This window comes from Pantoea sp. C1E2, from assembly GCF_056491465.1.
The window spans coordinates 3,220,772-3,241,638 of record NZ_JBSZHT010000002.1 but is presented as its reverse complement, the minus strand read 5'-3'; the positions used below and the strand labels follow the sequence as shown (position 1 = coordinate 3,241,638).

General features: G+C 55.6%; 19 protein-coding genes. 15 read left to right on the top strand and 4 right to left on the bottom strand.

What is annotated here, in order from left to right; genetic code table 11:
* Window positions 1-6: 6 nt before the first annotated feature.
* Complete coding sequence (gene mnmC / locus ACXI0A_RS15480) at window positions 7-2,019, bottom strand: bifunctional tRNA (5-methylaminomethyl-2-thiouridine)(34)-methyltransferase MnmC2/FAD-dependent 5-carboxymethylaminomethyl-2-thiouridine(34) oxidoreductase MnmC1 (RefSeq protein WP_476147880.1); 2,013 nt, start codon at window positions 2,017-2,019, stop codon at window positions 7-9.
* 155 nt (window positions 2,020-2,174) lie between these two features.
* Here mnmC and fabB point away from each other — a divergent pair, with 155 nt between their 5' ends.
* Both fabB and ACXI0A_RS15470 read left to right on the top strand, forming a co-directional pair.
* The gene (gene fabB, locus ACXI0A_RS15475; protein ID WP_224930935.1) at window positions 2,175-3,395 is read left to right on the top strand and encodes a beta-ketoacyl-ACP synthase I; all 1,221 of its coding nucleotides are present in this window, start codon (window positions 2,175-2,177) and stop codon (window positions 3,393-3,395) included.
* A 219-nt stretch (window positions 3,396-3,614) separates the two neighbouring features.
* Window positions 3,615-4,796, top strand: coding sequence for an MFS transporter (locus tag ACXI0A_RS15470; RefSeq protein WP_224930939.1), 1,182 nt, complete (start codon window positions 3,615-3,617; stop codon window positions 4,794-4,796).
* Here the strand turns inward: ACXI0A_RS15470 and pdxR are convergent.
* Window positions 4,759-6,195: a MocR-like pyridoxine biosynthesis transcription factor PdxR gene (gene pdxR, locus ACXI0A_RS15465; RefSeq protein WP_476147882.1), complete on the bottom strand. Its 1,437-nt coding sequence runs from the start codon at window positions 6,193-6,195 to the stop codon at window positions 4,759-4,761. The two genes, ACXI0A_RS15470 and pdxR, sit on opposite strands and share 38 nt — an antisense overlap.
* Before the next feature lie 86 nt (window positions 6,196-6,281).
* Between pdxR and ACXI0A_RS15460 the strand changes: the two genes are divergently transcribed.
* On the top strand, window positions 6,282-6,725 hold the full coding sequence (locus tag ACXI0A_RS15460) for a rhodanese-like domain-containing protein (RefSeq protein ID WP_476147884.1): 444 nt from the start codon (window positions 6,282-6,284) through the stop codon (window positions 6,723-6,725).
* Between the two features lies 1 nt (window position 6,726).
* Here ACXI0A_RS15460 and flk read toward each other — a convergent pair whose 3' ends face one another.
* Window positions 6,727-7,758, bottom strand: coding sequence for a flagella biosynthesis regulator Flk (gene flk / locus ACXI0A_RS15455; RefSeq protein WP_476147886.1), 1,032 nt, complete (start codon window positions 7,756-7,758; stop codon window positions 6,727-6,729).
* Window positions 7,759-7,872: 114 nt separating this feature from the next.
* Window positions 7,873-8,778 carry an EamA family transporter gene (locus tag ACXI0A_RS15450; RefSeq protein ID WP_476147888.1) on the bottom strand — a complete coding sequence of 302 codons (906 nt, stop codon included), beginning with the start codon at window positions 8,776-8,778 and terminating at the stop codon, window positions 7,873-7,875.
* Between the two features lie 95 nt (window positions 8,779-8,873).
* Here ACXI0A_RS15450 and ACXI0A_RS15445 point away from each other — a divergent pair, with 95 nt between their 5' ends.
* The 12 genes from ACXI0A_RS15445 to argT all read left to right on the top strand — a co-directional run bounded on the left by ACXI0A_RS15445 (window position 8,874) and on the right by argT (window position 20,732).
* Window positions 8,874-9,653, top strand: a complete 780-nt coding sequence (locus ACXI0A_RS15445) for a helix-turn-helix domain-containing protein (protein ID WP_476147890.1) — start codon at window positions 8,874-8,876, stop codon at window positions 9,651-9,653.
* Between the two features lie 58 nt (window positions 9,654-9,711).
* Window positions 9,712-10,836, top strand: coding sequence for a 4-phosphoerythronate dehydrogenase PdxB (pdxB, locus tag ACXI0A_RS15440; protein WP_476147892.1), 1,125 nt, complete (start codon window positions 9,712-9,714; stop codon window positions 10,834-10,836).
* Window positions 10,837-10,938: 102 nt separating this feature from the next.
* Complete coding sequence (locus tag ACXI0A_RS15435; RefSeq protein WP_224930972.1) at window positions 10,939-11,949, top strand: aspartate-semialdehyde dehydrogenase; 1,011 nt, start codon at window positions 10,939-10,941, stop codon at window positions 11,947-11,949.
* Window positions 11,949-12,755: a tRNA pseudouridine(38-40) synthase TruA gene (gene truA / locus ACXI0A_RS15430; protein WP_476147893.1), complete on the top strand. Its 807-nt coding sequence runs from the start codon at window positions 11,949-11,951 to the stop codon at window positions 12,753-12,755. The genes ACXI0A_RS15435 and truA overlap by 1 nt, the downstream gene beginning before the upstream one ends.
* Window positions 12,756-12,791: 36 nt before the next feature.
* Window positions 12,792-13,454, top strand: a complete 663-nt coding sequence (locus ACXI0A_RS15425) for a DedA family protein (protein ID WP_476147895.1) — start codon at window positions 12,792-12,794, stop codon at window positions 13,452-13,454.
* A 132-nt stretch (window positions 13,455-13,586) separates the two neighbouring features.
* A complete protein-coding gene (accD, locus tag ACXI0A_RS15420; RefSeq protein ID WP_034825118.1) occupies window positions 13,587-14,495 on the top strand; it encodes an acetyl-CoA carboxylase, carboxyltransferase subunit beta in 909 nt (302 codons plus the stop codon).
* 190 nt (window positions 14,496-14,685) lie between these two features.
* Window positions 14,686-15,954, top strand: coding sequence for a bifunctional tetrahydrofolate synthase/dihydrofolate synthase (gene folC / locus ACXI0A_RS15415; RefSeq protein WP_476147898.1), 1,269 nt, complete (start codon window positions 14,686-14,688; stop codon window positions 15,952-15,954).
* Complete coding sequence (dedD, locus tag ACXI0A_RS15410; protein WP_224930981.1) at window positions 15,944-16,699, top strand: cell division protein DedD; 756 nt, start codon at window positions 15,944-15,946, stop codon at window positions 16,697-16,699. Before folC ends, dedD begins: the two co-directional genes overlap by 11 nt.
* Before the next feature lie 250 nt (window positions 16,700-16,949).
* On the top strand, window positions 16,950-17,435 hold the full coding sequence (cvpA, locus tag ACXI0A_RS15405; protein ID WP_034825265.1) for a colicin V production protein: 486 nt from the start codon (window positions 16,950-16,952) through the stop codon (window positions 17,433-17,435).
* 36 nt (window positions 17,436-17,471) lie between these two features.
* Window positions 17,472-18,989, top strand: coding sequence for an amidophosphoribosyltransferase (gene purF / locus ACXI0A_RS15400; RefSeq protein WP_224930984.1), 1,518 nt, complete (start codon window positions 17,472-17,474; stop codon window positions 18,987-18,989).
* 115 nt (window positions 18,990-19,104) lie between these two features.
* Window positions 19,105-19,674, top strand: coding sequence for a UbiX family flavin prenyltransferase (locus ACXI0A_RS15395; RefSeq protein WP_476147901.1), 570 nt, complete (start codon window positions 19,105-19,107; stop codon window positions 19,672-19,674).
* Between the two features lie 275 nt (window positions 19,675-19,949).
* On the top strand, window positions 19,950-20,732 hold the full coding sequence (argT, locus tag ACXI0A_RS15390) for a lysine/arginine/ornithine ABC transporter substrate-binding protein ArgT (RefSeq protein WP_224930987.1): 783 nt from the start codon (window positions 19,950-19,952) through the stop codon (window positions 20,730-20,732).
* The last annotated feature ends 135 nt before the right edge of the window (window positions 20,733-20,867 follow it).

The window sequence follows — 20,867 nt, the reverse complement described above, 5'->3', positions numbered from 1 at the left end:
GTCAACTTAGCGTCCCGCTTTCTTTCCTTTCAGCAGCTTCCTTACCCAGTAACGATTCGGATTCATTGCCGCCAGCGTGGTGATATCCAGCGGTTGTGGCTCGCCACTCATCTGTGCCGCCAACACTTCCGCTGCCAGCGGCGCGCTGCACAAGCCGCGCGAACCCAGCGCACCCAGCACAAATAAACCAGCATGAACCGGTGCATCGGCAATGCTTTCACCACTTGCACGCTGCTCCGGCAGATCGGCGTATTGCGTTAGCGTTGCGGTGTAATCGGGCGCGCTGCCACTCATCGGTAAGTGATCGCGCGTGGCGCAGCGCACACCGACACGCGCCTCGTTATCACTGATATCCACTTGCTGCGGCCACTGCGCATCCGGCAGACAGTTAACCAGGCGCTGGCGGTTTTCCTGCTGATCGTCAGCACGGAAATCGGTTGTAGTGTCGCCACGGTGGTAGCTGGCCCCGATGCAGTGAGTGTTGAAATTCGGGCTCACCGGCGTGAGATAGCCGTCGTAGCACAGCACGGTATTTAACGCGCCCAGTTCAGGATTGGTCGGTACATGACTGACCTGACCCGCCACCGCGTAAACGGGCAGATCTTTGCTCTGCTCAATCTCCAGCAGCGCATGGCCATTAGCGAGCACCACTTGCCGATGATTTACCGAGGGCTGTTCGCTGAAGTTGAGGGTCCAGCCCTCGGTCGTCGTTTCCAGCGTGGTGACGCGATGTAGCCAGTGCAGGCGTAAACCCAGCGTTTGCGCGTGCTCCAGCAGGTTGGTGGTCAGTTGCGACGGAGAGAGCCAGCCGCCTTGCGGATAGAAAATGCCACCGCAGCCAGTATCGACGCCCGCTAACTGCTGTGCATCTTCCTTGCTCACGCCGTACGCCACATCATGCGGCAATCCCATCTCCAGCATCTGTGCGATCTTATCGGCACTTTTGCTGTCCCAGCCGAGTTGCAGCACACCGCTCCAGTGGTGTTCAAACATCACCGGTAGCTGGTCGTACAAACGGCGGGCAAAGGTGAACGCCGCAGGGAAGAAGGTGGCGAGGGCAGGGTCGTGCTGATTGAGCAACGGATAGAGTGCGCCCTGACGATTGCCCGATGCGCCCAATGCAGGTGCTGCATCAGCGCAGTAAAGCGTGACATTCCAGCCACGACGCAACAGCGCCAGTGCCAGTACGGCACTTGCCACGCCACCGCCAATCAGCGCCACTTCCTGAGTGCGAGCCGCAGGGCGTGCGTACCATGGTTGGCTGTGGGGCAGGGCAGCAGCCTGCTCCATTACGCCCGTTAGCATTTCACGTTTGTGACCAAAACCTTTGCACTTAGTCACGCTAAAGCCCGCTTCCTGTAATCCCCGACGGACAAAACCTGCCGAGGTGAAGGTCGCCAGCGTCCCACCCGGCCGAGCCAGACGTGCCATAGCGGCAAACAGTCCCGGCGTCCACATCTCCGGATTTTTAGACGGCGCAAAACCATCTAAAAACCACGCATCGACTTGCGCGTTAAGACTGTCATCAAAGGTATTAATTAGCGCGTTAATATCACCGAGCCAGAGATCGAGCGTGACTTTACCGTTGTTGAACAGTAAACGCTGGCAACCCGGCAGCGCCTGTGGCCACTGTTGCTGTAATTGTTCGGCCCAGGGCGCCAGCTCTGGCCAGTGCGCATGTGCAGCAATCAGATCGATTTGCGTCAGTGGGAATTTTTCGCAGCTAATGAAGTGCAGGCGCTTAAGTGTCGCGTCGGGATGGTCACTGCAGAAGCGATCGAACGCTTGCCACAGGGTAAGAAAGTTCAGACCAGTCCCAAAACCGCTTTCCGCGACAATAAAAATATCGCGTGAATGTTGAGCAAAACGGACAGGAATTTGGTTGCCATTGAGGAAGACATAGCGCGTCTCCTCCAACCCATTGTCGTTGGAGAAATAGACGTCGTCGAATGCTCGGGAAACAGGTGTACCCTGATCATTCCAGTTTAATTGCGCGTGTTCAACCGGGGCTAATTTCACGGGAAAGGCTCGTTTTTCAGGCAGTGGCGCGATTTTAACGACTGCCGTGACATGACGCAAATTTACAAAAGGAAATGGCTGATCGGACTTGTTCGGCTTACAACTGTAAGCTAGAGTGCACGTCAATCCAAAAGAAGTGGAATGAGGACTATTGAATGAAACGTGCAGTGATTACTGGCCTGGGTATCGTTTCCAGCATTGGTAATAACCAGCAAGAAGTGCTGGCTTCTCTGCGTGAAGGCCGTTCAGGTATCACCTTCTCTGAAGAGATGAGAGATATCGGTATGCGCAGCCACGTATGGGGCAACGTCAAACTGGATACCAACGGGCTCATCGATCGCAAAATCGTGCGTTTCATGAGTGATGCTTCAATCTACGCTTACCTGTCTATGGCAGAAGCGATTCAGGATTCCGGTCTGACTGACGAGCAATATCAGAACAACCCACGCGTGGGTCTGATTGCCGGTTCAGGCGGTGGCTCGCCACGTTATCAGGTATTCGGTGCCGATGCGATGCGTGGCCCGCGTGGCCTGAAAGCGGTCGGCCCTTATGTGGTGACCAAAGCCATGGGTTCAGGTGTGTCAGCGTGTCTGGCAACTCCGTTTAAAATCCACGGTGTGAACTACTCAATCAGCTCTGCGTGTGCGACTTCAGCGCACTGTATTGGTAATGCGGTTGAGCAGATTCAGTTGGGCAAACAGGACATCGTGTTTGCTGGCGGCGGCGAAGAGCTGAGCTGGGAAATGGCCTGTGAGTTCGATGCGATGGGCGCACTGTCCACCAAATACAACGAAACACCAGAGAAAGCTTCCCGTACTTACGATGCGAACCGCGATGGTTTCGTGATCGCAGGCGGCGGCGGTATGGTGGTGGTTGAAGAGCTGGAGCATGCTCTGGCACGTGGCGCGCACATCTATGCAGAAATCGTTGGCTACGGCGCGACTTCTGACGGTGCTGACATGGTTGCTCCATCAGGCGAAGGCGCAGTACGTTGCATGAAGATGGCGATGAACGGCGTTGATACCCCAATCGATTACCTCAACACCCACGGCACTTCTACGCCAGTCGGTGATGTGAAAGAACTGGGTGCGATTCGCGAAGTGTTTGGTGATAACTCGCCGTACATCTCTGCCACCAAAGCCATGACCGGTCACTCACTGGGTGCGGCGGGCGTGCAGGAAGCGATCTACACCTTACTGATGCTGGAGCACAGCTTTATCGCACCAAGCATCAACATTGATGAAATTGATGAAGCCGGTAAAGGCCTGAACATCGTGACGCAGCCAACTGAAAAAGCGCTGACCACCGTGATGTCCAACAGCTTCGGTTTCGGCGGCACCAACGCCACCCTGACCATGCGTAAGCTGCCAGCTTAATCTCGTGATCACCGTTTTCCAGGGGCCGGTCTATCCGGCCCCTGTTGTTTTTGACATTTCCCCTGCGGCTTGCCTACACTCTTCCCATCTTTCCTGAAATAAAATAATCGTTTGTGCACATTATGAACCAAACAACCCGTTTTCGTCTGAATGCCGGACGTGCACGTATGTGGGTTTATTGCCTGTCGTGCACGCTCTGAACAAGGAGTTCATACCACCATGACCACGGCTGCAGATACGCAGACGCAATCTGTGCTGCCTTTGGGTTGCATATCCTTTGCGGTGTTTCTCACATACTTAACCGCAGGCCTGGCGCTGCCGGTGATTCCACTTTATGTGCATCAGGAATTGGGGATGAGCAACCTGATGGTGGGCGTCGCAGTGGGGATTCAATTCTTCGCCACGTTGCTGACGCGCAGCTTTGCCGGACGCCGAGCCGATCAGCACGGCGCGAAGCTCACCACGCAACACGGTATGATCGCTATCGCGCTGGTGGGCGTGGCGTATCTGGCGGCCGCGCTATTGCCGGTTTCACCCTGGGGCAAGTTTGGCTTGCTGGCGGTGGGGCGCTTACTGTTGGGATTCGGTGAAAGCCTGCTGCTCACCGGTAATCTCACCTGGGGCATGGGGCTGGTGGGAAGCAAACGTTCCGGACTGGTGATGTCGTGGAACGGCATGGCGATTTATGGATCGCTGGCGGCGGGCGCACCGCTGGGTTTGCTGATTAATCAACATGGCGGATTTGCGGCGCTCGGTGCCGTTGCGTTGCTGCTGCCATTGCTTTCGCTGGCGATCAATAGCTGGGTCAGCAAAGTGCCGGTGGTGGGTGGCGAACGTCCTTCACTGTTCAGCGTGGTGAAAACCATCTTCCAACCTGGCATGGCGCTGGCGTTGCAGGGAACCGGATTTGCGGTCATCGGGACGTTTACCTCGCTCTATTTTGCCGCAGAAAACTGGGGCAACGCCGGTTTTGCTCTGACCGCTTTTGGCTGTGCTTTTGTATTGGTGCGCGTGTTCTTTGGCGGCCTGCCGGATCGTCATGGTGGTGTGCGCGTCGCGATGGTCTCGCTGCTGGTGGAAACCGCCGGTTTGCTGGTGCTGGCCTGCGCAACTTCAGGCTGGATGGCGCTGGTGGGTGCCGCGCTAACCGGTTGCGGCTGCTCGTTGATTTTCCCGGCGCTCGGCGTCGAAGTAATCAAACGCGTCTCACCACAAATTCGTGGCACGGCGCTGGGCGGCTTCTCCGCTTTCCAGGATATCGCTTACGGTGCCAGTGGCCCACTGACCGGTTTACTCGCCACCGCGTTGGGCTATGGCTCGGTCTACCTGGCGGGCGCATGCTGCGCAGCCTTGGGCATTCTCGTCACCTGGACGTTTGCGCGTAGCGCGACAACAGCGTAACCAACTTATCGCAGGCGCTGACAATCTCACCCGGTGTCAGCGCAGCAAAGCCCAGCATCCAGCCCGGTTGAGGCGGGCTTTCCGCATACAGCGGCGACAGACGCGGCAACAGCAGGCCGATTTCCTGCGCTTGCTGCGTGAGTGGCCCTTCCTCTCCCTGATGCAATCCTACCGTCAACTGCAGCCCGCCAGACGCCGGCATCGGCGTCAGCCATGGCTGCAGGCGCGTGTTGATCTGCTCCAGCAATCGATCGCGACGGCTGTGGTAAAGCTGGCGCATCAGCCGCAGGTGGCTGGCAAAGTGTCCCTGTTGCAGAAACTCAGCGGTAATCGCTTGCGACAGTAGTGCGCTGTGCCCATCCAGAATGCTGCGCGCACGGCCGACAGCATCAACCAGCGCTGGCGGAACCACCATCCACGCCAGTCGCAGGGAGGGAAAGAGCGTTTTGGAAAAAGTGCCGAGGCAGATCACCCGGCTATCATTTTCCAATCCCTGTAAGGCGGGAACCGGGCGATCGTCATAGTGAAACTCACTGTCGTAATCGTCCTCAATCAACCAACTCTGCTGCTGGCGCGCCCAGTCGAGCCATTGCAGGCGGCGGGCAAGGCTCATCGCGGTGCCAGTGGGGTAGTGATGTCCCGGCGTCAGATAAACCAGCCTGGCATGTCCTTTTAACGGCATCGCGCCTTCGCTATCCAGCGGCATCGCGCGACAGTGTGCACCCGCAGCGAGGAATGCGTTGCGCGCGCCGGGATAGCCAGGCTCCTCAAGCCACACTTCATCATTGGCATCCAGCAACATCAATGCCAGTAACTGCAAGGCCTGCTGTGAACTGGTGAGGATCACCACCTGTCCGGCAGCACAGCGCACACCGCGTGATAACGCCAGATAATCCGCTACCGCCTCACGTAGCGGCATAAAGCCCAGCGGATCGCCATAACCCATCACCTTGCTACCCAGCGAACGCTGCACGCTGTTGCTGATCCGGCGCCATTGCATATGCGGGAAGGCACGTAATTCAGGCGAACCGGCGGCAAACGCATGTGGAAAAGGCGGATCCTGGCAGCCACCGGTCGCCAGTATCTGCTCGCCGCGTCGGGAGAAACGAGGTGAATTCTGTGCGGGTGTGGTCACTGCACGTGCAGGTATCGCAATCGATACAAAAGTGCCCAGCCCAGCCCGTCTCTCCAGATAGCCTTCGCTCTCTAACTGCGCATAAGCGGCTTCCACCGTTACCCGGGACAATGACAAATCTTCGGCTAACTGACGGCTGGAGGGTAAGCGTTGCTGATGGTGCAAATGGCCGCTGGTAATGGCCTGACGTAGCGTAATGCATAAGCGCTCGCGCAAACCGCCGGATGACGCATGATTAAACAGTGCTAAAAAAGAGTGGCGCATGGTGGTCTTATTACTGTGGCGAAAGTGGTATCAAATTGCAGACCACTTTGCCGTAAACTCAGGGAAAATTACATAAGGAGAATGCGATGTCATCAGTCTTACTTTTCCCACCCGTGGATCCTCAGGAAAGCGTGGCGTATCTGCAGCACAAACTGAGTTATTACACCGATGCCTGGGATTTGGCAGAGGATCTGGCGCAAGGCATCAATGCGATAGTGGTGATCGATGCACGATCCGTCGAGGTTTATCAGGCGGGGCACATTACCGGAGCGATTTCGTTTCCGCATCGCACCATGAATGCCGAATCCACTGCACAGCTGGATCGCAGCAAGGTGTACATCACTTACTGCGATGGTATCGGCTGCAACGGCTCAACCAAAGCGGCATGGAAACTGGCTTCGCTGGGATTTCAGGTCAAAGAGTTGATCGGTGGACTGGACTTCTGGAAGCGCGATGGGCATCCGTTGACGTGGGGAACGTCGCCGGGCGAGTGGCCACAAGCCACTGCCGGCGCACACTGCGGTTGCTAAATTACAGGAACAGCCACAGCAAAAAGAAGAACAGCGCCAGGCCCAGGATTAACGTCAGTGCCGGGCGCTGGGCCAGTGGACGCGGCAATATCTCGATCCACGGCGACCAGATCGGCTGCGGGCGCAGATCGCTGGCGGCGTGCGGCTGCTCCAGCGTTTTCTCGACGCGACGGCTGAACAACAAGTTGAGAAGATCCTGTGTTTGTGCGGGCGTCAGCACTGTTTGCGGCGTGGCCTGGAAACGCTGCTGACTGTAATCCTCCAGCAGTCGCTGTTCATCATGTGTCAGCGGCTGCTTCAGTGAGGTTTCCAGCATCTGTAAGGTGGGTGCGCTGTGTTGGCCCAGCGTCTGGCGCACCTGCAAATATTGCGTCAGTAACGGGAAGTGGCGTGACGGGATAGGATCGCCACTCTTCAGATTGACCAGCTTCAGCGCTTCGGTCAGCAGCTTGACCGGTGATTCACCCGTAGTGGCGGCAAGGCGCGTGACCTGTTGATTCAGCGATTGCTGTTCAGCGGGCAACAAGGTGCGATCGGACACACGCGTTTGTTGCGGTTGTGGGATCGCCATCTGCCCATTTTGCAGCATGGTCAGCACCTGACGCAGTTGATCTTGCGACAGTGCACTTAACACCGTTTGATTAAACTGCTGACGGATAAATTCACTCACCGCCTGACGATTATTGCCCTGCGGCAACTTCTCCAGCAACTGTTGCAACAGCTGGCGCGTCGCCAGGCTGTTCTGCACCTGTGTCAGACGCCCATTCAAATGCTGTTCAGCTGCGGGGAAATGCCGCGATTGCAGCTCAGCATCATTCTTTACGCCCACTTCATGGCGTACGCCAGCCCATAGTTCTGGGGCTTTTAATGTACTGAGTGACATGATGCGCACAATCAGACGTTCCAGCGTGGTGCGCTGGGCAGGGGAGAGCGGCTGTTCGCCCGCCGGTCCGCCAGGACGTGTTGGGCCAGTCGCATTAGTGAGCGTTGAACGATCGCCCGCAGGCACACCGGGACCGCTGAGAGGTTGCATGGCGGAATCCTTGAAAAACGAGGTCAGATCCGGGTGCGCCGGAAAAAAGAGGCCATATGATAGCAAAAGCCCCCGGGAAATCCACGGGGGCTGCGGCCTTTCGGGACAATAAAATCAGGTGGCAGGATCGGGAACGGTCGTCTCACGCGGTTTACGCAGCGGTGTTTTCAACCGTTGCGCCAAAATCACACCCACCAACGTCATCCCGCCACCAATCCAGTGATAGGCATGCAGTTGTTCGTGCAGGAACATCACGGCGATAATCGCGGTAAAGGCGGGCACGAAATTCATAAAAATACTGGTGGTGCTGGCGCCAAGGCGTTGCACGCCAAGGATCCACAAAAAAGGCGCAATAATCGAAGCAAACAGCCCGGCAAACAGCACCAGCGGGATGTTATGCACATTCAGCGTAACGTCCGGTGCGCGCAAGAATCCGGGCAGTAACAGCAACACGCCAAAGAAAATCTGCACATACAGGCTCTGCCAGGTCGGCAGGGGAATGGCCCAGCGTTTAGTTAGCACACCGTAAAGCGCATAAGAGGTGGAAGCCGCTAACATCATCAATTCGCCGTTGCCAAGACGCTGATTCAGTAACTGTGTCGGATTCCCCTCACTCACCAGCCACACCAGACCCGCAAAGGACAGCAGACCTCCGATCAAAATGCCGCGTGTCGGCGCGAGACGCAGAACAAACAGACTGAGCAAAATGGTCAGCAGCGGAATCGTGGCACCCAATATACCCATCATCACCGCCGACACGCTGTGGGCAGCATAGTAGGCAAGGCTTTGATACAGCACCATGCCCAACAGGCCGAGGACCAATAGTCGCCACAAATTGGCCTTTACGGCATGGCGATGACGCCACACGCCGGGCAGGCTGAAGGGAGCCAGCACGATGAGTGCCAGCAGCCAGCGGTAGAAAGAGATGGCAGCAGGATCGATGCTCCCGGCAGAGAGTTTGCTGACGATGGTGTTGATCGACCAGATCATCACCGCAATCAGCGGAAACAGTAAATTCATCGTACGACTCCTGAGTATAATCGCGAATAGTTTACATTTGACCGGTTTAAACCAGATAGTTAAAATCGGACAACATTCGTTAGTGACCGGACAGAATGAATTTACAGATTGAATATCAGCCGCCGATTGATGCACCACTGCTGCGCTTCTTTATGCGCTACGAGCAGGCTAACGCGAAAACCGAATATTTACCGCATCATCACAGCTGGGGTCAGGTGATTTTCGTCACCAGTCACGTGCTGGAGATGGAAGTGGAAGGGGAGCGGTTATTAACGCCAGCTGATATGCCTATTTGGATCCCGCCGGAACAGCGCCACAGCAGCTATAACCATTGCCATGCCCAGTTCCGTACCTTCAATCTTGCGGCCGATCTCTGTGCGGGTATGCCCGGGAATGCTTGTTTACTGCACGTCGATGCGATCGTGCACGCCATCATGAATGACTTTGCACAGCGCGAGTTAGAGCAACCTCAGACAGAAGCGGACTGGCGGTTGTGTGAGGTTTTGATTGATCGTCTGCGCCAGTCACCGGTGCACACCAGCTATTTACCCTTGTCTGACGACAAATTCCTCGCGCCAATTTTGCGCGCGCTGGAAGAAAATCCCGGTGACAACACCACGCTGGCACAATGGGCGAAGCGCGTGTTTACCACTGAGCGTACGCTGGCGCGACGTTGCCAGCAGCAGTTGAAAATGACCTTTAGCGAGTGGCGTCAGCGTTTACGTTTTTTGCGTGCGATTACGCTACTGGAGCAGGGTTGCAGCGTGCAGGGCATCGCGCACGAACTGGGTTATAGCTCATCGTCGGCGCTGATTGTGATGTTCCAGCAGCAGGCCGGCACCACGCCGGATCGCTATCGCAGTCGGTTAGGTTAATCTCCGGCTTTATGTAAGAATACGCGCCTTAAACGCCTCAGCAGACAGGACCGCCGCAGTGAAAATTCTCGTCGATGAAAACATGCCTTACGCTCGTGAACTCTTCAGTCGCACGGGTGAAGTATTGGCCGTTCCGGGACGTCCGTTACCAGAAGCAGAATTACAGGATGCCAGCGGTTTGATGGTGCGTTCGGTGACTAAAGTGAACGCGGCATTACTGGCTGGCACACCGGTGAAATTTGTCGGCACCGCGACGGCAGGCACTGACCATGTTGATGATGCTTCTCTGGCGGCGGCAGGTATTGCCTTCTCGGCGGCACCAGGCTGTAACGCGATTGCAGTGGTGGAGTATGTGTTCTCCTCATTGCTGTTGCTGGCCGAGCGCGATGGTTTTGAACTGCGCGATCGCACCGTGGGTATCGTCGGCGTCGGTAATGTCGGTGGTCGTCTGCAAAAGCGGCTTGAAGCCTGGGGCGTGAAAACGCTGCTGTGCGATCCGCCGCGTGCAGATCGTGGCGATCAGGAAACATTTCACTCGCTGGATGAGCTGGTGGCACAGGCCGATATTCTGACCTTCCACACGCCGCTGTTCAAAGATGGCCCTTATAAGAGCTGGCATCTGGCCGACATGGCACTGCTGATGGCACTCAAACCGAACACCATCCTGATCAATGCCTGCCGTGGCCCGGTGGTGGATAACGCCGCGCTGCTGGAAGTGTTGAAAATGCGCAACGATCTCAGCGTGGTGCTGGATGTGTGGGAACCTGAGCCGGATCTGAACCTCGATCTGCTGGATAAAGTGGATATCGCCACTGCACACATTGCGGGCTACACGCTGGAAGGCAAAGCGCGTGGGACGACACAGGTATTTGAAGCCTGGTGTGAGTTTATCGGCCAGCCGCAACAGGTCGCGCTGGAGAGTCTGCTGCCTGCACCGGAATTTGGCACCATCACGCTGCACGGCAAGCTCGATCAGCCAACGCTGAAACGACTGGTGCACCTGGTGTATGATGTGCGCCGCGACGATGCGCCGCTGCGAAAAGTGGCTGCTAAACCGGGCGAGTTTGATCGCCTGCGCAAGCAGTATGAAGAGCGTCGTGAATGGTCGTCACTACAGGTGAAATGTGATGATGCAGACGCGGCCGCGATGCTGGAAAAGCTCGGTTTCCGCGCCAGTTTGTAAAGTTAAATCAATCCCCTGCGTTTTCGCGCGGGAAAAGTCTTAAATGTCAGGCGGTGTAATCACCGCCTTCTGTTTTTATGTCATTGTCTGGAGTAAACCAACATGTCTGACGGCTGGAATATTGCGTTATTGGGCGCAACAGGCGCAGTAGGGAACGCTGTACTGGAACTGCTGGCGGAACGCCAGTTCCCGGTTGGTGAATTGTATCTGCTGGCGAGCGAAAACAGCGCCGGTGAAAACATACGTTTTGAAGGGCGCACCCTATATGTGAAGGATGCGGCCGAATTTGACTGGACACAGGCGCAGCTGGCGTTTTTCACCGCCGGTCGTGAAGCCTCCGCGCGTTACGCGGATGAAGCCGCGAGCCAGGGTTGCCTGGTCATCGACAGCAGCGATTTGTTCGCGCTGGAACCGGATGTGCCGCTGGTGGTGCCAGATGTCAATCCACAGGTGCTGGCCGATTACCGTAATCGCAATATCGTGACGGTGGCCGATGCGCTGGTGAGCCAGTTGCTCAACGCTATCAAACCGCTGGTGGATATGGCCGGATTGAGCCGTTTGCAGGTGACCAACCTGATCTCCGTTTCAAGCCACGGTAAAGCGGCAGTGGATGGTTTAGCGGGTGAGAGCGCGAAGTTGCTCAACGGTGTGCCAGCGGATGAGCACTATTTTGGTCGCCAGCTGGCGTTTAACCTGCTGCCACAGTTAGCTGACAACCAGGGCAGCGTGGAGAGCGAGCGCCGTATGGTGGATCAGGTGCGTAAAGTGCTGCAGGACGACGGTTTGCCGATTGCAGTTAGCAGCGTGCAGGCGCCAGTGTTTTACGGCAACACGCAGATCGTGCATGTTGAGAATTTACGTCCGCTGTCAGCGGAAGAAGCGCGTGATGAACTGGATCGTGCCGAGGATATCAATCTGAGTGCAGACGGTGAATACCCGACGCCGGTGAGTGATGCGTCAGGCAGTGATGCACTGAGCATTGGCAACGTGCGTAATGATTACGGTGTACCTGAGTTGCTGCAATTCTGGTCCGTGGCTGACAACGTTCGCTTCGGCGGCGCACTGATGGCGGTAAAAACTGCTGAGAAATTGGTGCAGGAGTACTTCTATTAATGTTGTCTGAAGAAACGACATTTAAGCTGGCGTTAGGCATTGAGTACGACGGCAGCCGATATTACGGCTGGCAGCGACAAAACGAAGTGCGCAGCGTGCAGGAAAAGCTGGAAAAAGCGCTGTCGAAAGTGGCGAATCATCCGGTGGTGGTGTTCTGCGCCGGACGCACGGATGCCGGTGTGCACGGTACCGGCCAGGTGGTGCATTTTGAAACCACCTCGCAGCGTGCCGACAGCGCCTGGACGCTGGGTGTGAACGCTAATTTGCCTGACGACATCGCGGTGCGTTGGGTGAAAGCGGTGCCGGATGAATTTCATGCCCGCTTTAGCGCCACGGCGCGTCGTTATCGCTATGTGATTTTCAATCAGCGGCTGCGACCGGCGATTCTTGGCAATGGCATCACTCATTTTTACCATCCACTGGATGTCGAGAAAATGCAGCGTGCTGGTCAGTGTTTGATTGGCGAGAACGACTTTACCTCGTTCCGTGCGGTGCAGTGCCAGTCACGCACGCCATGGCGTAACGTGATGCACCTTAACGTCACGCGTTACGGCTCTTATGTGATTGTCGATATCAAAGCCAATGCGTTCGTGCACCACATGGTGCGCAATATTGTCGGTAGCCTGATGGAAATTGGCTGTGGCAATCAGCCCGAAAGCTGGATGGCGGATTTGCTGGCGGCAAAAGATCGTACTCTGGCGGCAGCGACCGCTAAAGCCGAGGGTTTGTATTTGGTGGCGGTGGATTACCCATCCCACTTTGCGTTACCTCAGCCTGCGTTGGGACCGTTGTTCCTCGCAGATTAATTTAAATGAGTAAGGATGTTTGGGAGCCGGAGCATTATGGAATTCATCCACTTTTTGATCGACTTTATCCTCCATATTGATGTGCATTTAGCCGAGCTGGTGGCGCAGTACGGCGTGTGGATTTACGCCATTCTGTTCCTGATCCTGTTCTGCGAAACCGGCCTGGTTGTGACGCCGTTCCTGCCAGGGGATTCGTTACTGTTTGTTGCTGGCGCGCTGGCGGCACTGCCGGGTAACGATCTCAACGTGCATTTAATGGTCACGCTACTGGTGATTGCTGCCATCCTCGGTGATGCGGTGAACTACACTATTGGTCGGTTGTTCGGTGAGAAGCTGTTCAGCAACCCAAACTCGAAAATTTTCCGTCGCAGCTATCTGGATAAGACCCACGCGTTCTACGATCGCCACGGTGGCAAAACCATTATACTTGCGCGCTTTGTACCAATCGTGCGAACCTTTGCCCCCTTTGTGGCGGGGATGGGACACATGTCTTATCGCCACTTTGCGCTCTTCAACGTCTCGGGCGCGCTGCTGTGGGTTCTGCTGTTCTCCTATGCCGGTTACCTGTTTGGTGACTTGCCGGTGGTGCAGGAGAACCTGAAACTGCTGATTGTTGGCATCATTGTGGTCTCAATTTTGCCTGGCGTGATTGAAGTGTGGCGCCATCGCCGTCAGGCACGTCAGCAGAAACCACAGTAAGCCCGTAACCAGATTTTTATCCACAGCGTGAACGGGTTGTGGTTTAATGAGCGACATTTACGGCCTGCTGAAGGTGATTTCAGCAGTAACAAGAAGACTGGACCAGGTCAGCATTAAACAGAAAGGTCATCAATGAGCTGGATTGAACGCATACTGAATAAAAGCACCACCACGCCAACGCGCAAAGCCAGTATCCCGGAAGGGGTCTGGACCAAATGCGATAGCTGTGGTCAGGTGCTGTACCGCGCCGAACTGGAGCGTAACCTTGAGGTCTGCCCGAAGTGCGACCACCACATGCGCATGCACGCCCGTGAGCGTTTGCACACCATGCTGGATGAAGGTTCTCTGGTTGAATTAGGTAGCGAGCTGGAACCTAAGGATCTGCTGAAGTTCCGTGATTCCAAGAAGTACAAAGATCGTCTGGTTGCCGCGCAGAAAGACACCGGTGAGAAAGATGCACTGATCGCCATGAAAGGTACGCTGCATGGTATGCCGGTGGTCGCTGTGGCCTTTGAGTTCTCCTTTATGGGCGGCTCAATGGGTTCTGTGGTTGGCGCGCGCTTCGTGCGTGGCGTTGAGCAGGCACTGGAAGATAACTGCCCGCTGATCTGCTTCTCTGCGAGTGGCGGTGCCCGTATGCAGGAAGCGTTACAGTCGCTGATGCAGATGGCGAAAACCAGCGCAGCGCTGGCGAAAATGCAGGAGCGCGGCTTGCCGTACATCTCCGTGCTGACCGACCCAACCATGGGCGGTGTTTCTGCCAGCTTCGCGATGCTGGGCGATTTGAACGTCGCTGAACCGAAAGCGCTGATCGGCTTTGCTGGTCCACGCGTTATCGAACAGACTGTGCGTGAAAAACTGCCACCGGGCTTCCAGCGCAGTGAGTTCTTGATCGAAAAAGGCGCGATCGACATGATCATCCGTCGTCCGGAAATGCGCTTTAAGCTGGCAAGCCTTCTGGCGAAAATGATGAACCTGCCAGCGCCGCTGCAGGATGGTGATCAGCCTTCTACGGCTGTGCCAGAGAGCAACGAGGCCTGACAGGCAGCGAAAAGCGGTGGTTAAACGCTTTTCACCAATGAACCGTAAACACCCAGTCATTCGAGTTGCAGCAAGGCGGCAAACGAATGAAGCCCCCGGCAGCTTATCCAGTAAGGGATCGGGGGTGATTGAGTGCAGCCCACGCCGCTGCGGCTTGAATGACGATGTGTAAGATGAGTAAACGGGACACATGGACACTCTGCAGCTTCCTCAAGCCACGTCGCCTTTGGCCACGTGGCTTCATTATCTTGAACACCTGCATTCTCAGGCCATTGAATTGGGTCTGGATCGTATTCAACGCGTCGCCGCACGCCTTGACCTGCTAAAACCCGCTCCGTTTATCTTCACCGTCGCCGGCACCAATGGCAAAGGCACCACCTGCCGTACGCTGGAAACGCTGTTGATGGCCGCAGGCTATCGCGTGGGCGTGTACAGCTCGCCGCATCTGGTGCGCTACACCGAGCGCGTGCGCGTGCAAGGCGCGGAGTTGGATGAAGCGCTGCACAGCGCCAGTTTCGCCAGCATTGAAGCCGGGCGTGGTGACATCTCTCTGACTTATTTTGAATTCGGTACGATCTCCGCACTCAATTTGTTCCGCGAGGCCAATCTTGATGTGGTGATCCTCGAAGTCGGCCTGGGCGGACGTCTTGATGCCACCAATATTGTGGATGCGGACGTGGCGGTGATCACCAGCATTGCACTGGATCACACCGACTGGCTGGGACCGGATCGCGAAAGCATTGGTCGGGAAAAAGCCGGCGTGTTCCGCGGTGGCAAACCGGCGGTCGTTGGTGAAGCCGATATGCCGCACACTATCGCCGAAGTGGCGGCGGAGAAGGGCGCGCAACTGCTGCAAATCAACCGCGACTGGCAGTGGCAGAAGCAGGAAAACAGCTGGACGTGGCAGGATGCACAAGGTGAACTGCGCGACCTGCCGTTGCCACAGGTGCCGTTGCCCAATGCGGCGACCGCGCTGACCGCGCTGCGCGCATCAGGACTCAACGTCAGCGAAGCGGTGATCCGCGAACACCTGCCTCTGGCGATTCTGCCAGGACGTTTCCAGACGGTGAGTGAAAGCCCGCGAGTCATTCTCGATGTGGCGCACAATCCGCATGCGGCTAATTATCTGGCTTCACGTCTGGCGGAGTTGCCGAAAAGCGGTAAAGTGCATGCTGTAGTGGGCATGCTGCATGATAAAGATATCGCCGGCACGCTGGCCGCACTGGCGCCGCAGGTCGATAACTGGTACTGCGCCCCACTTGAAGGGCCGCGTGGTGCCCGTGCTGATGAGCTGATCGCCCACCTTGAAGGTGGCAACGCGTATGATAACGTTGATGCAGCATGGCAGGCCGCACGTCAGCAGGCCGCGCCCGAGGATGTGATTCTGGTGTGTGGTTCTTTCCACACCGTCGCACAGGTTATGGAATCGATGTCAGCGGAGAATGGCAGTGGCAAGTAAGTTTCAAAATCGCTTAGTCGGTACCGTCATTTTGGTGGCGATTGGCGTCATCGTGCTGCCGGGGCTGCTCGACGGCAAGAAAAAGCATTATAAAGAAGAGTTCGCGGCGATCCCGCTGGTGCCAAAGCCGGACGATCAGCAGGATAGCGAAATGGTGCCGCCGGTCACGCAACCGCTCCCGGCACAGCCGCCGGAAGGGGCGGGTACGGCACAAACCCCGGATCACGCGAAAGTCAGCGGCTCGGCCAGCAATGGCAACGCGCAACCGGCGCAAAACAGTGAGCCTACTCTGGTGACGCCGCCGCCGGTGCATCAGCAGGCGAAGCCGGTTGAGCAGCCAAAGCCAAAAGTGGTCGAGCAACCAAAACCTAAGCCGGTTGAACAGCCTAAGCCAAAACCGGTCGAGCAACCGAAACCAAAAGTGGTCGAACAGCCGAAACCGGTTGAGCAGCCAAAAGCGGTCGAAACACCGAAACAGAGTGAACCGGAAGCGGCTCCTGCGGGGCAGGCGTTCGTCGTTCAGCTGGGTGCGCTGAAGAACGCGGCCAAGGTCAGTGAGATCGTGGCGCAACTGCGTCTGTCGGGATATCGTGCCTTTACCGTACCTTCCACGCCAGTGCAGGGACAAATTACGCGCATTTACGTGGGTCCGGATGCCTCCAAAGCGAAGCTGCAGAGTTCGCTGAGTGAGTTGCAAAGCATCTCCGGGCTGGGTGGCGTGGTGAAACCGTACGGCACGCGATAATGCGGTGATAAGCCGCGCCTATAGCAGTAAAAGGCGCGGTTTAGCACAAGCGGTTAAGTGCGGGTTTGGTTAAAAAATAGATTTATATCAGCAGGTTAAATTGCTGGATTCACTCAGGGCGAGGAAAGTTTTTTTCATCGCCCTTTTTATGGATACAGAACCGGAAAACCCTACGCAAACGTTTTCTTTTTCTGTTAGAATGCGCCCCGAACTGGATGCAGGGGTGCTTAGCACTGGGTTGGAAGCGTTCATGATCTGGATTGATTACGTCATTATTGCGGTAGTTGGTTTTTCGGCTCTGGTCAGCCTGATTCGTGGGTTTGTCCGGGAAGCCTTATCTCTCGTTACCTGGGGATGCGCGTTTTTTGTCGCCAGTCATTACTACACCTACCTTGCAGTCTGGTTTACAGGTTTTGACGACGAACTGGTTCGCAACGGCATCGCGATAGCGGTGTTATTCGTTGCCACCCTGATTGTGGGTGCCATCGTGAACTATGTGATCGGCTCGCTGGTTGAAAAAACCGGCTTGTCGGGAACCGACAGGGTGTTGGGGGTCTGTTTCGGGGCGTTGCGTGGCGTGCTGATTGTTTCCGCTATGCTCTTCTTCCTCGATACATTCACTGGCTTTTCCAAAAGCCCGGACTGGCAACAGTCGCAACTTATTCCCCAGTTCAGTTACATCATCAGGTGGTTTTTCGATTACCTGAAAAGCACGTCCAGTTTTATACCCCGGTAACGCCACCGGGAGTGCGGCCAATGAGGAAATGACAACATGTGCGGTATTGTTGGTATCACCGGTTTTATGCCAGTAAACCAGTCGATCTATGACGCGTTAACGGTGCTTCAGCACCGCGGGCAAGATGCCGCCGGCATTTGTACCATCGATGCGCTTAATTGCTTCCGTCTGCGTAAAGCGAATGGCCTGGTGAGCGATGTCTTCGAAGCACGCCACATGCAGCGTTTGCAGGGTAATATCGGGATTGGCCATGTTCGCTATCCAACGGCGGGCAGCTCCAGTGCCTCCGAAGCGCAGCCTTTCTACGTTAACTCCCCGTACGGCATTACGCTGGCGCACAACGGCAACCTGACGAATGCGCACGAACTGCGTAAGCATCTGTTCGAAGTGGGCCGCCGTCACGTTAACACCACCTCTGATTCTGAAATCCTGCTGAACATCTTTGCGCAGGAACTTGACCGTTTCCAACATGATCCGCTGGAAGCTGACAACATTTTTGCTGCGGTGGCGGCAGTGCACCAACAGGTGCGCGGCGCTTACGCAGTGGTTTCGATGATTATTGGTCATGGTTTGGTGGCCTTCCGCGATCCGAACGGTATTCGCCCATTAGTGCTGGGTAAACGCGTGATTGCTGATGGACGCACCGAATACATGGTGGCTTCCGAAAGCGTGGCGCTGGATACGCTGGGCTTTGAGTTCATTCGCGATGTTGCACCAGGCGAAGCGGTGTACATCACCGAGCAGGGCCAGCTGTCAACGCGCCAGTGCGCTGAGAATCCGAAAACCAATCCGTGCCTGTTCGAATACGTTTACTTTGCGCGTCCTGATTCCTTCCTCGATAAGGTGTCGGTCTACAGCGCTCGCGTGCGCATGGGCACCAAACTCGGCGAAAAAATCGCACGTGAGTGGGAAGACCTGGAAATCGACGTGGTGATTCCAATTCCGGAAACCTCAACCGATTCCGCACTGGAAATCGCCCGTATTCTCGACAAGCCATATCGCCAGGGCTTCGTGAAAAACCGCTATGTTGGCCGCACCTTTATCATGCCTGGCCAGCATATGCGCCGCAGCGCGATTCGTCGCAAGCTTAACGCTAACCGAGCTGAGTTCCGCGGTAAGAACGTGCTGCTGGTGGACGATTCGATTGTACGTGGCACCACATCTGAGCAGATTATCGAGATGGCACGTGAAGCAGGCGCGAAGCGTGTGTATCTGGCGTCAGCGGCGCCGGAAATTCGGTTCCCGAACGTGTACGGCATTGATATGCCGAGTGCCACCGAGCTGATCGCGCACGGTCGTGAAGTGGAAGAGATTCGCCAGCTGATCAAAGCCGATGCGCTGATTTTCCAGGACCTTGACGATCTGATCGAAGCCGTGCGTGAAGAGAACCCGGATATCGCACAGTTTGAGTGCTCGGTGTTCAACGGCATATACGTTACCAAAGATGTCGATCAGCAATACCTTGAGTATTTGCAGTCGCTGCGTAATGACGATGCGAAAGCGATTCAGCGTCAAAACGAAGTGGAAGGTCTGGAGCTGCATAACGAAGGCTAACGGCCTCGGAATGCAAATCGATAACAGGGCGGGGGCAACCTCGCCCTGTTTGTTTTTGTATTTTTGTTCAGTGAGCGGCTATCATTGCCGCAATCTGAACGAGTAAGGCTTAATAATGAAACGATTGATCATTGGAATTTCCGGTGCCAGTGGCGCGATCTACGGTGTGCGACTGTTGCAGGTGCTGCAACCGCTGGCCGATGTGGAAACCCATTTGGTGATCAGTCCTGCTGCACGTCAGACGTTGTCGCTGGAAACCGATTACAGCCTGCGAGATGTGCAGGCGCTGGCCGATGTGGTTCACGATGTGCGTGATATTGCTGCCAGCATCTCTTCCGGATCGTTCAAAACTAAGGGCATGGCGATTTTGCCGTGTTCGATGAAAACCCTGTCTGGCATCGTGCACAGCTACAGCGACAGTTTGCTGACGCGCGCCGCCGATGTAGTGCTGAAAGAGCAGCGTAAGCTGGTGCTGTGCGTACGCGAGACGCCGCTGCATCTTGGGCATTTGCGCATGATGACCACCGCCGCTGAGCTGGGTGCCGTGATTATGCCGCCCGTGCCGGCCTTCTATCATCGCCCACAAACCATTGAGGATTTGGTCGATCAAACCGTCAATCGTGTTATCGATCAATTCGACATTGAGCTACCTGAAGACCTGTTTACCCGTTGGCATGGCGCATAATGGTGCAATCTTGCACTAACTGTGTGCAATTTCGCGTGCCCGATCACTCTTCGTGCATCTTGTGCACCAAAAGTTAACAATGTCGCTTTTTCTTCCTCACTCCGCTGTTATATTTCCCTCACAAACTAAGTGCTTGCGCCCCTGAAAGGCGCGGTATTTAGTGCGCCTGAGCACGCTTTCGCCGTTTTGCATAACTGGCATGAAACCTGCACATCATTCAGCGCAAACACACATCACGACCATATAACAATAAGCACTTCACTTGAGGGTTACCTATGAAAAAGCGAGTTCTGGCTCTTTCCCTGATGCTGGCCATGTCCAGCGCTGCGAGCGTGTTCGCTGCGGTACCAAAAACGCTGCGCATTGGGACAGATCCGACATACCCGCCGTTTGAGTCCAAGAATGCGCAAGGCCAGTTAGTGGGCTTTGACATCGATCTGGCGAACGAAATCTGTAAGCGTATCGAGACCAAATGTACTTATGTGGAAAGTGATTTTGATGCGCTGATCCCGTCGCTGAAAGCGAAGAAGATCGACGCCATCATCTCTTCTCTCTCCATCACCGAAAAACGTCAGGAAGAGATCGCCTTCTCTGAAAAACTCTACGCCGCCAACGCGCGTTTAGTGGCGAAAAAAGGCTCAACGCTGCAACCGACCATTGAATCGCTGAAAGGTAAAAACATCGGTCTGCTGCAGGGCACCACTCAGGAAACCTACGCGAACGATAACTGGCGTCCAAAAGGTGTCACCGTGACGCCGTACGCCAACCAGGATCTGGTGTATCAGGATCTGGATGCGGGTCGTATCGATGCGGCTTTCCAGGATGAAGTGCAGGCGAGCGAAGGCTTCCTGAAACAACCGGTTGGCAAAAACTATGCGTTTGCCGGTCCAGCAGTTAAAGACGACAAAATCTTTGGTGTCGGAACCGGTATGGGCTTGCGCAAAGACGATGCCGATCTGAAAGCGGCCATCGACAAAGCGTTCAGCGAAATGCGTAAAGATGGCACCTACGACAAGATTGCTAAGAAGTACTTTGATTTCAACGTGTACGGCGATTAATTGTCCTGTTTTCTGACCTTGATGATTGATTTGCAGCAGGGTTGGTCATAACTATTCACTCCGGGCGCTTACTTATGTAAACTCCCGGGGTTCATACGCTTGCCGCCATCTACCCTGTGATTCAAATCCTGGTCA

Bases quoted from the DNA above. Each gene is read 5' to 3' on its own strand.
- purF (WP_224930984.1), top strand. From the start codon at position 17,472: ATGTGCGGTATTGTTGGTATCACCGGTTTTATGCCAGTAAACCAGTCG.
- fabB (WP_224930935.1), top strand. From the start codon at position 2,175: ATGAAACGTGCAGTGATTACTGGCCTGGGTATCGTTTCCAGCATTGGT.
- flk (WP_476147886.1), bottom strand. From the start codon at position 7,758: ATGCAACCTCTCAGCGGTCCCGGTGTGCCTGCGGGCGATCGTTCAACG.
- ACXI0A_RS15460 (WP_476147884.1), top strand. From the start codon at position 6,282: ATGTCATCAGTCTTACTTTTCCCACCCGTGGATCCTCAGGAAAGCGTG.
- ACXI0A_RS15450 (WP_476147888.1), bottom strand. From the start codon at position 8,778: ATGAATTTACTGTTTCCGCTGATTGCGGTGATGATCTGGTCGATCAAC.
- cvpA (WP_034825265.1), top strand. From the start codon at position 16,950: ATGATCTGGATTGATTACGTCATTATTGCGGTAGTTGGTTTTTCGGCT.
- ACXI0A_RS15425 (WP_476147895.1), top strand. From the start codon at position 12,792: ATGGAATTCATCCACTTTTTGATCGACTTTATCCTCCATATTGATGTG.
- ACXI0A_RS15435 (WP_224930972.1), top strand. From the start codon at position 10,939: ATGTCTGACGGCTGGAATATTGCGTTATTGGGCGCAACAGGCGCAGTA.
- accD (WP_034825118.1), top strand. From the start codon at position 13,587: ATGAGCTGGATTGAACGCATACTGAATAAAAGCACCACCACGCCAACG.
- truA (WP_476147893.1), top strand. From the start codon at position 11,949: ATGTTGTCTGAAGAAACGACATTTAAGCTGGCGTTAGGCATTGAGTAC.
- pdxR (WP_476147882.1), bottom strand. From the start codon at position 6,195: ATGCGCCACTCTTTTTTAGCACTGTTTAATCATGCGTCATCCGGCGGT.
- folC (WP_476147898.1), top strand. From the start codon at position 14,686: ATGGACACTCTGCAGCTTCCTCAAGCCACGTCGCCTTTGGCCACGTGG.
- ACXI0A_RS15445 (WP_476147890.1), top strand. From the start codon at position 8,874: ATGAATTTACAGATTGAATATCAGCCGCCGATTGATGCACCACTGCTG.
- ACXI0A_RS15395 (WP_476147901.1), top strand. From the start codon at position 19,105: ATGAAACGATTGATCATTGGAATTTCCGGTGCCAGTGGCGCGATCTAC.
- argT (WP_224930987.1), top strand. From the start codon at position 19,950: ATGAAAAAGCGAGTTCTGGCTCTTTCCCTGATGCTGGCCATGTCCAGC.
- ACXI0A_RS15470 (WP_224930939.1), top strand. From the start codon at position 3,615: ATGACCACGGCTGCAGATACGCAGACGCAATCTGTGCTGCCTTTGGGT.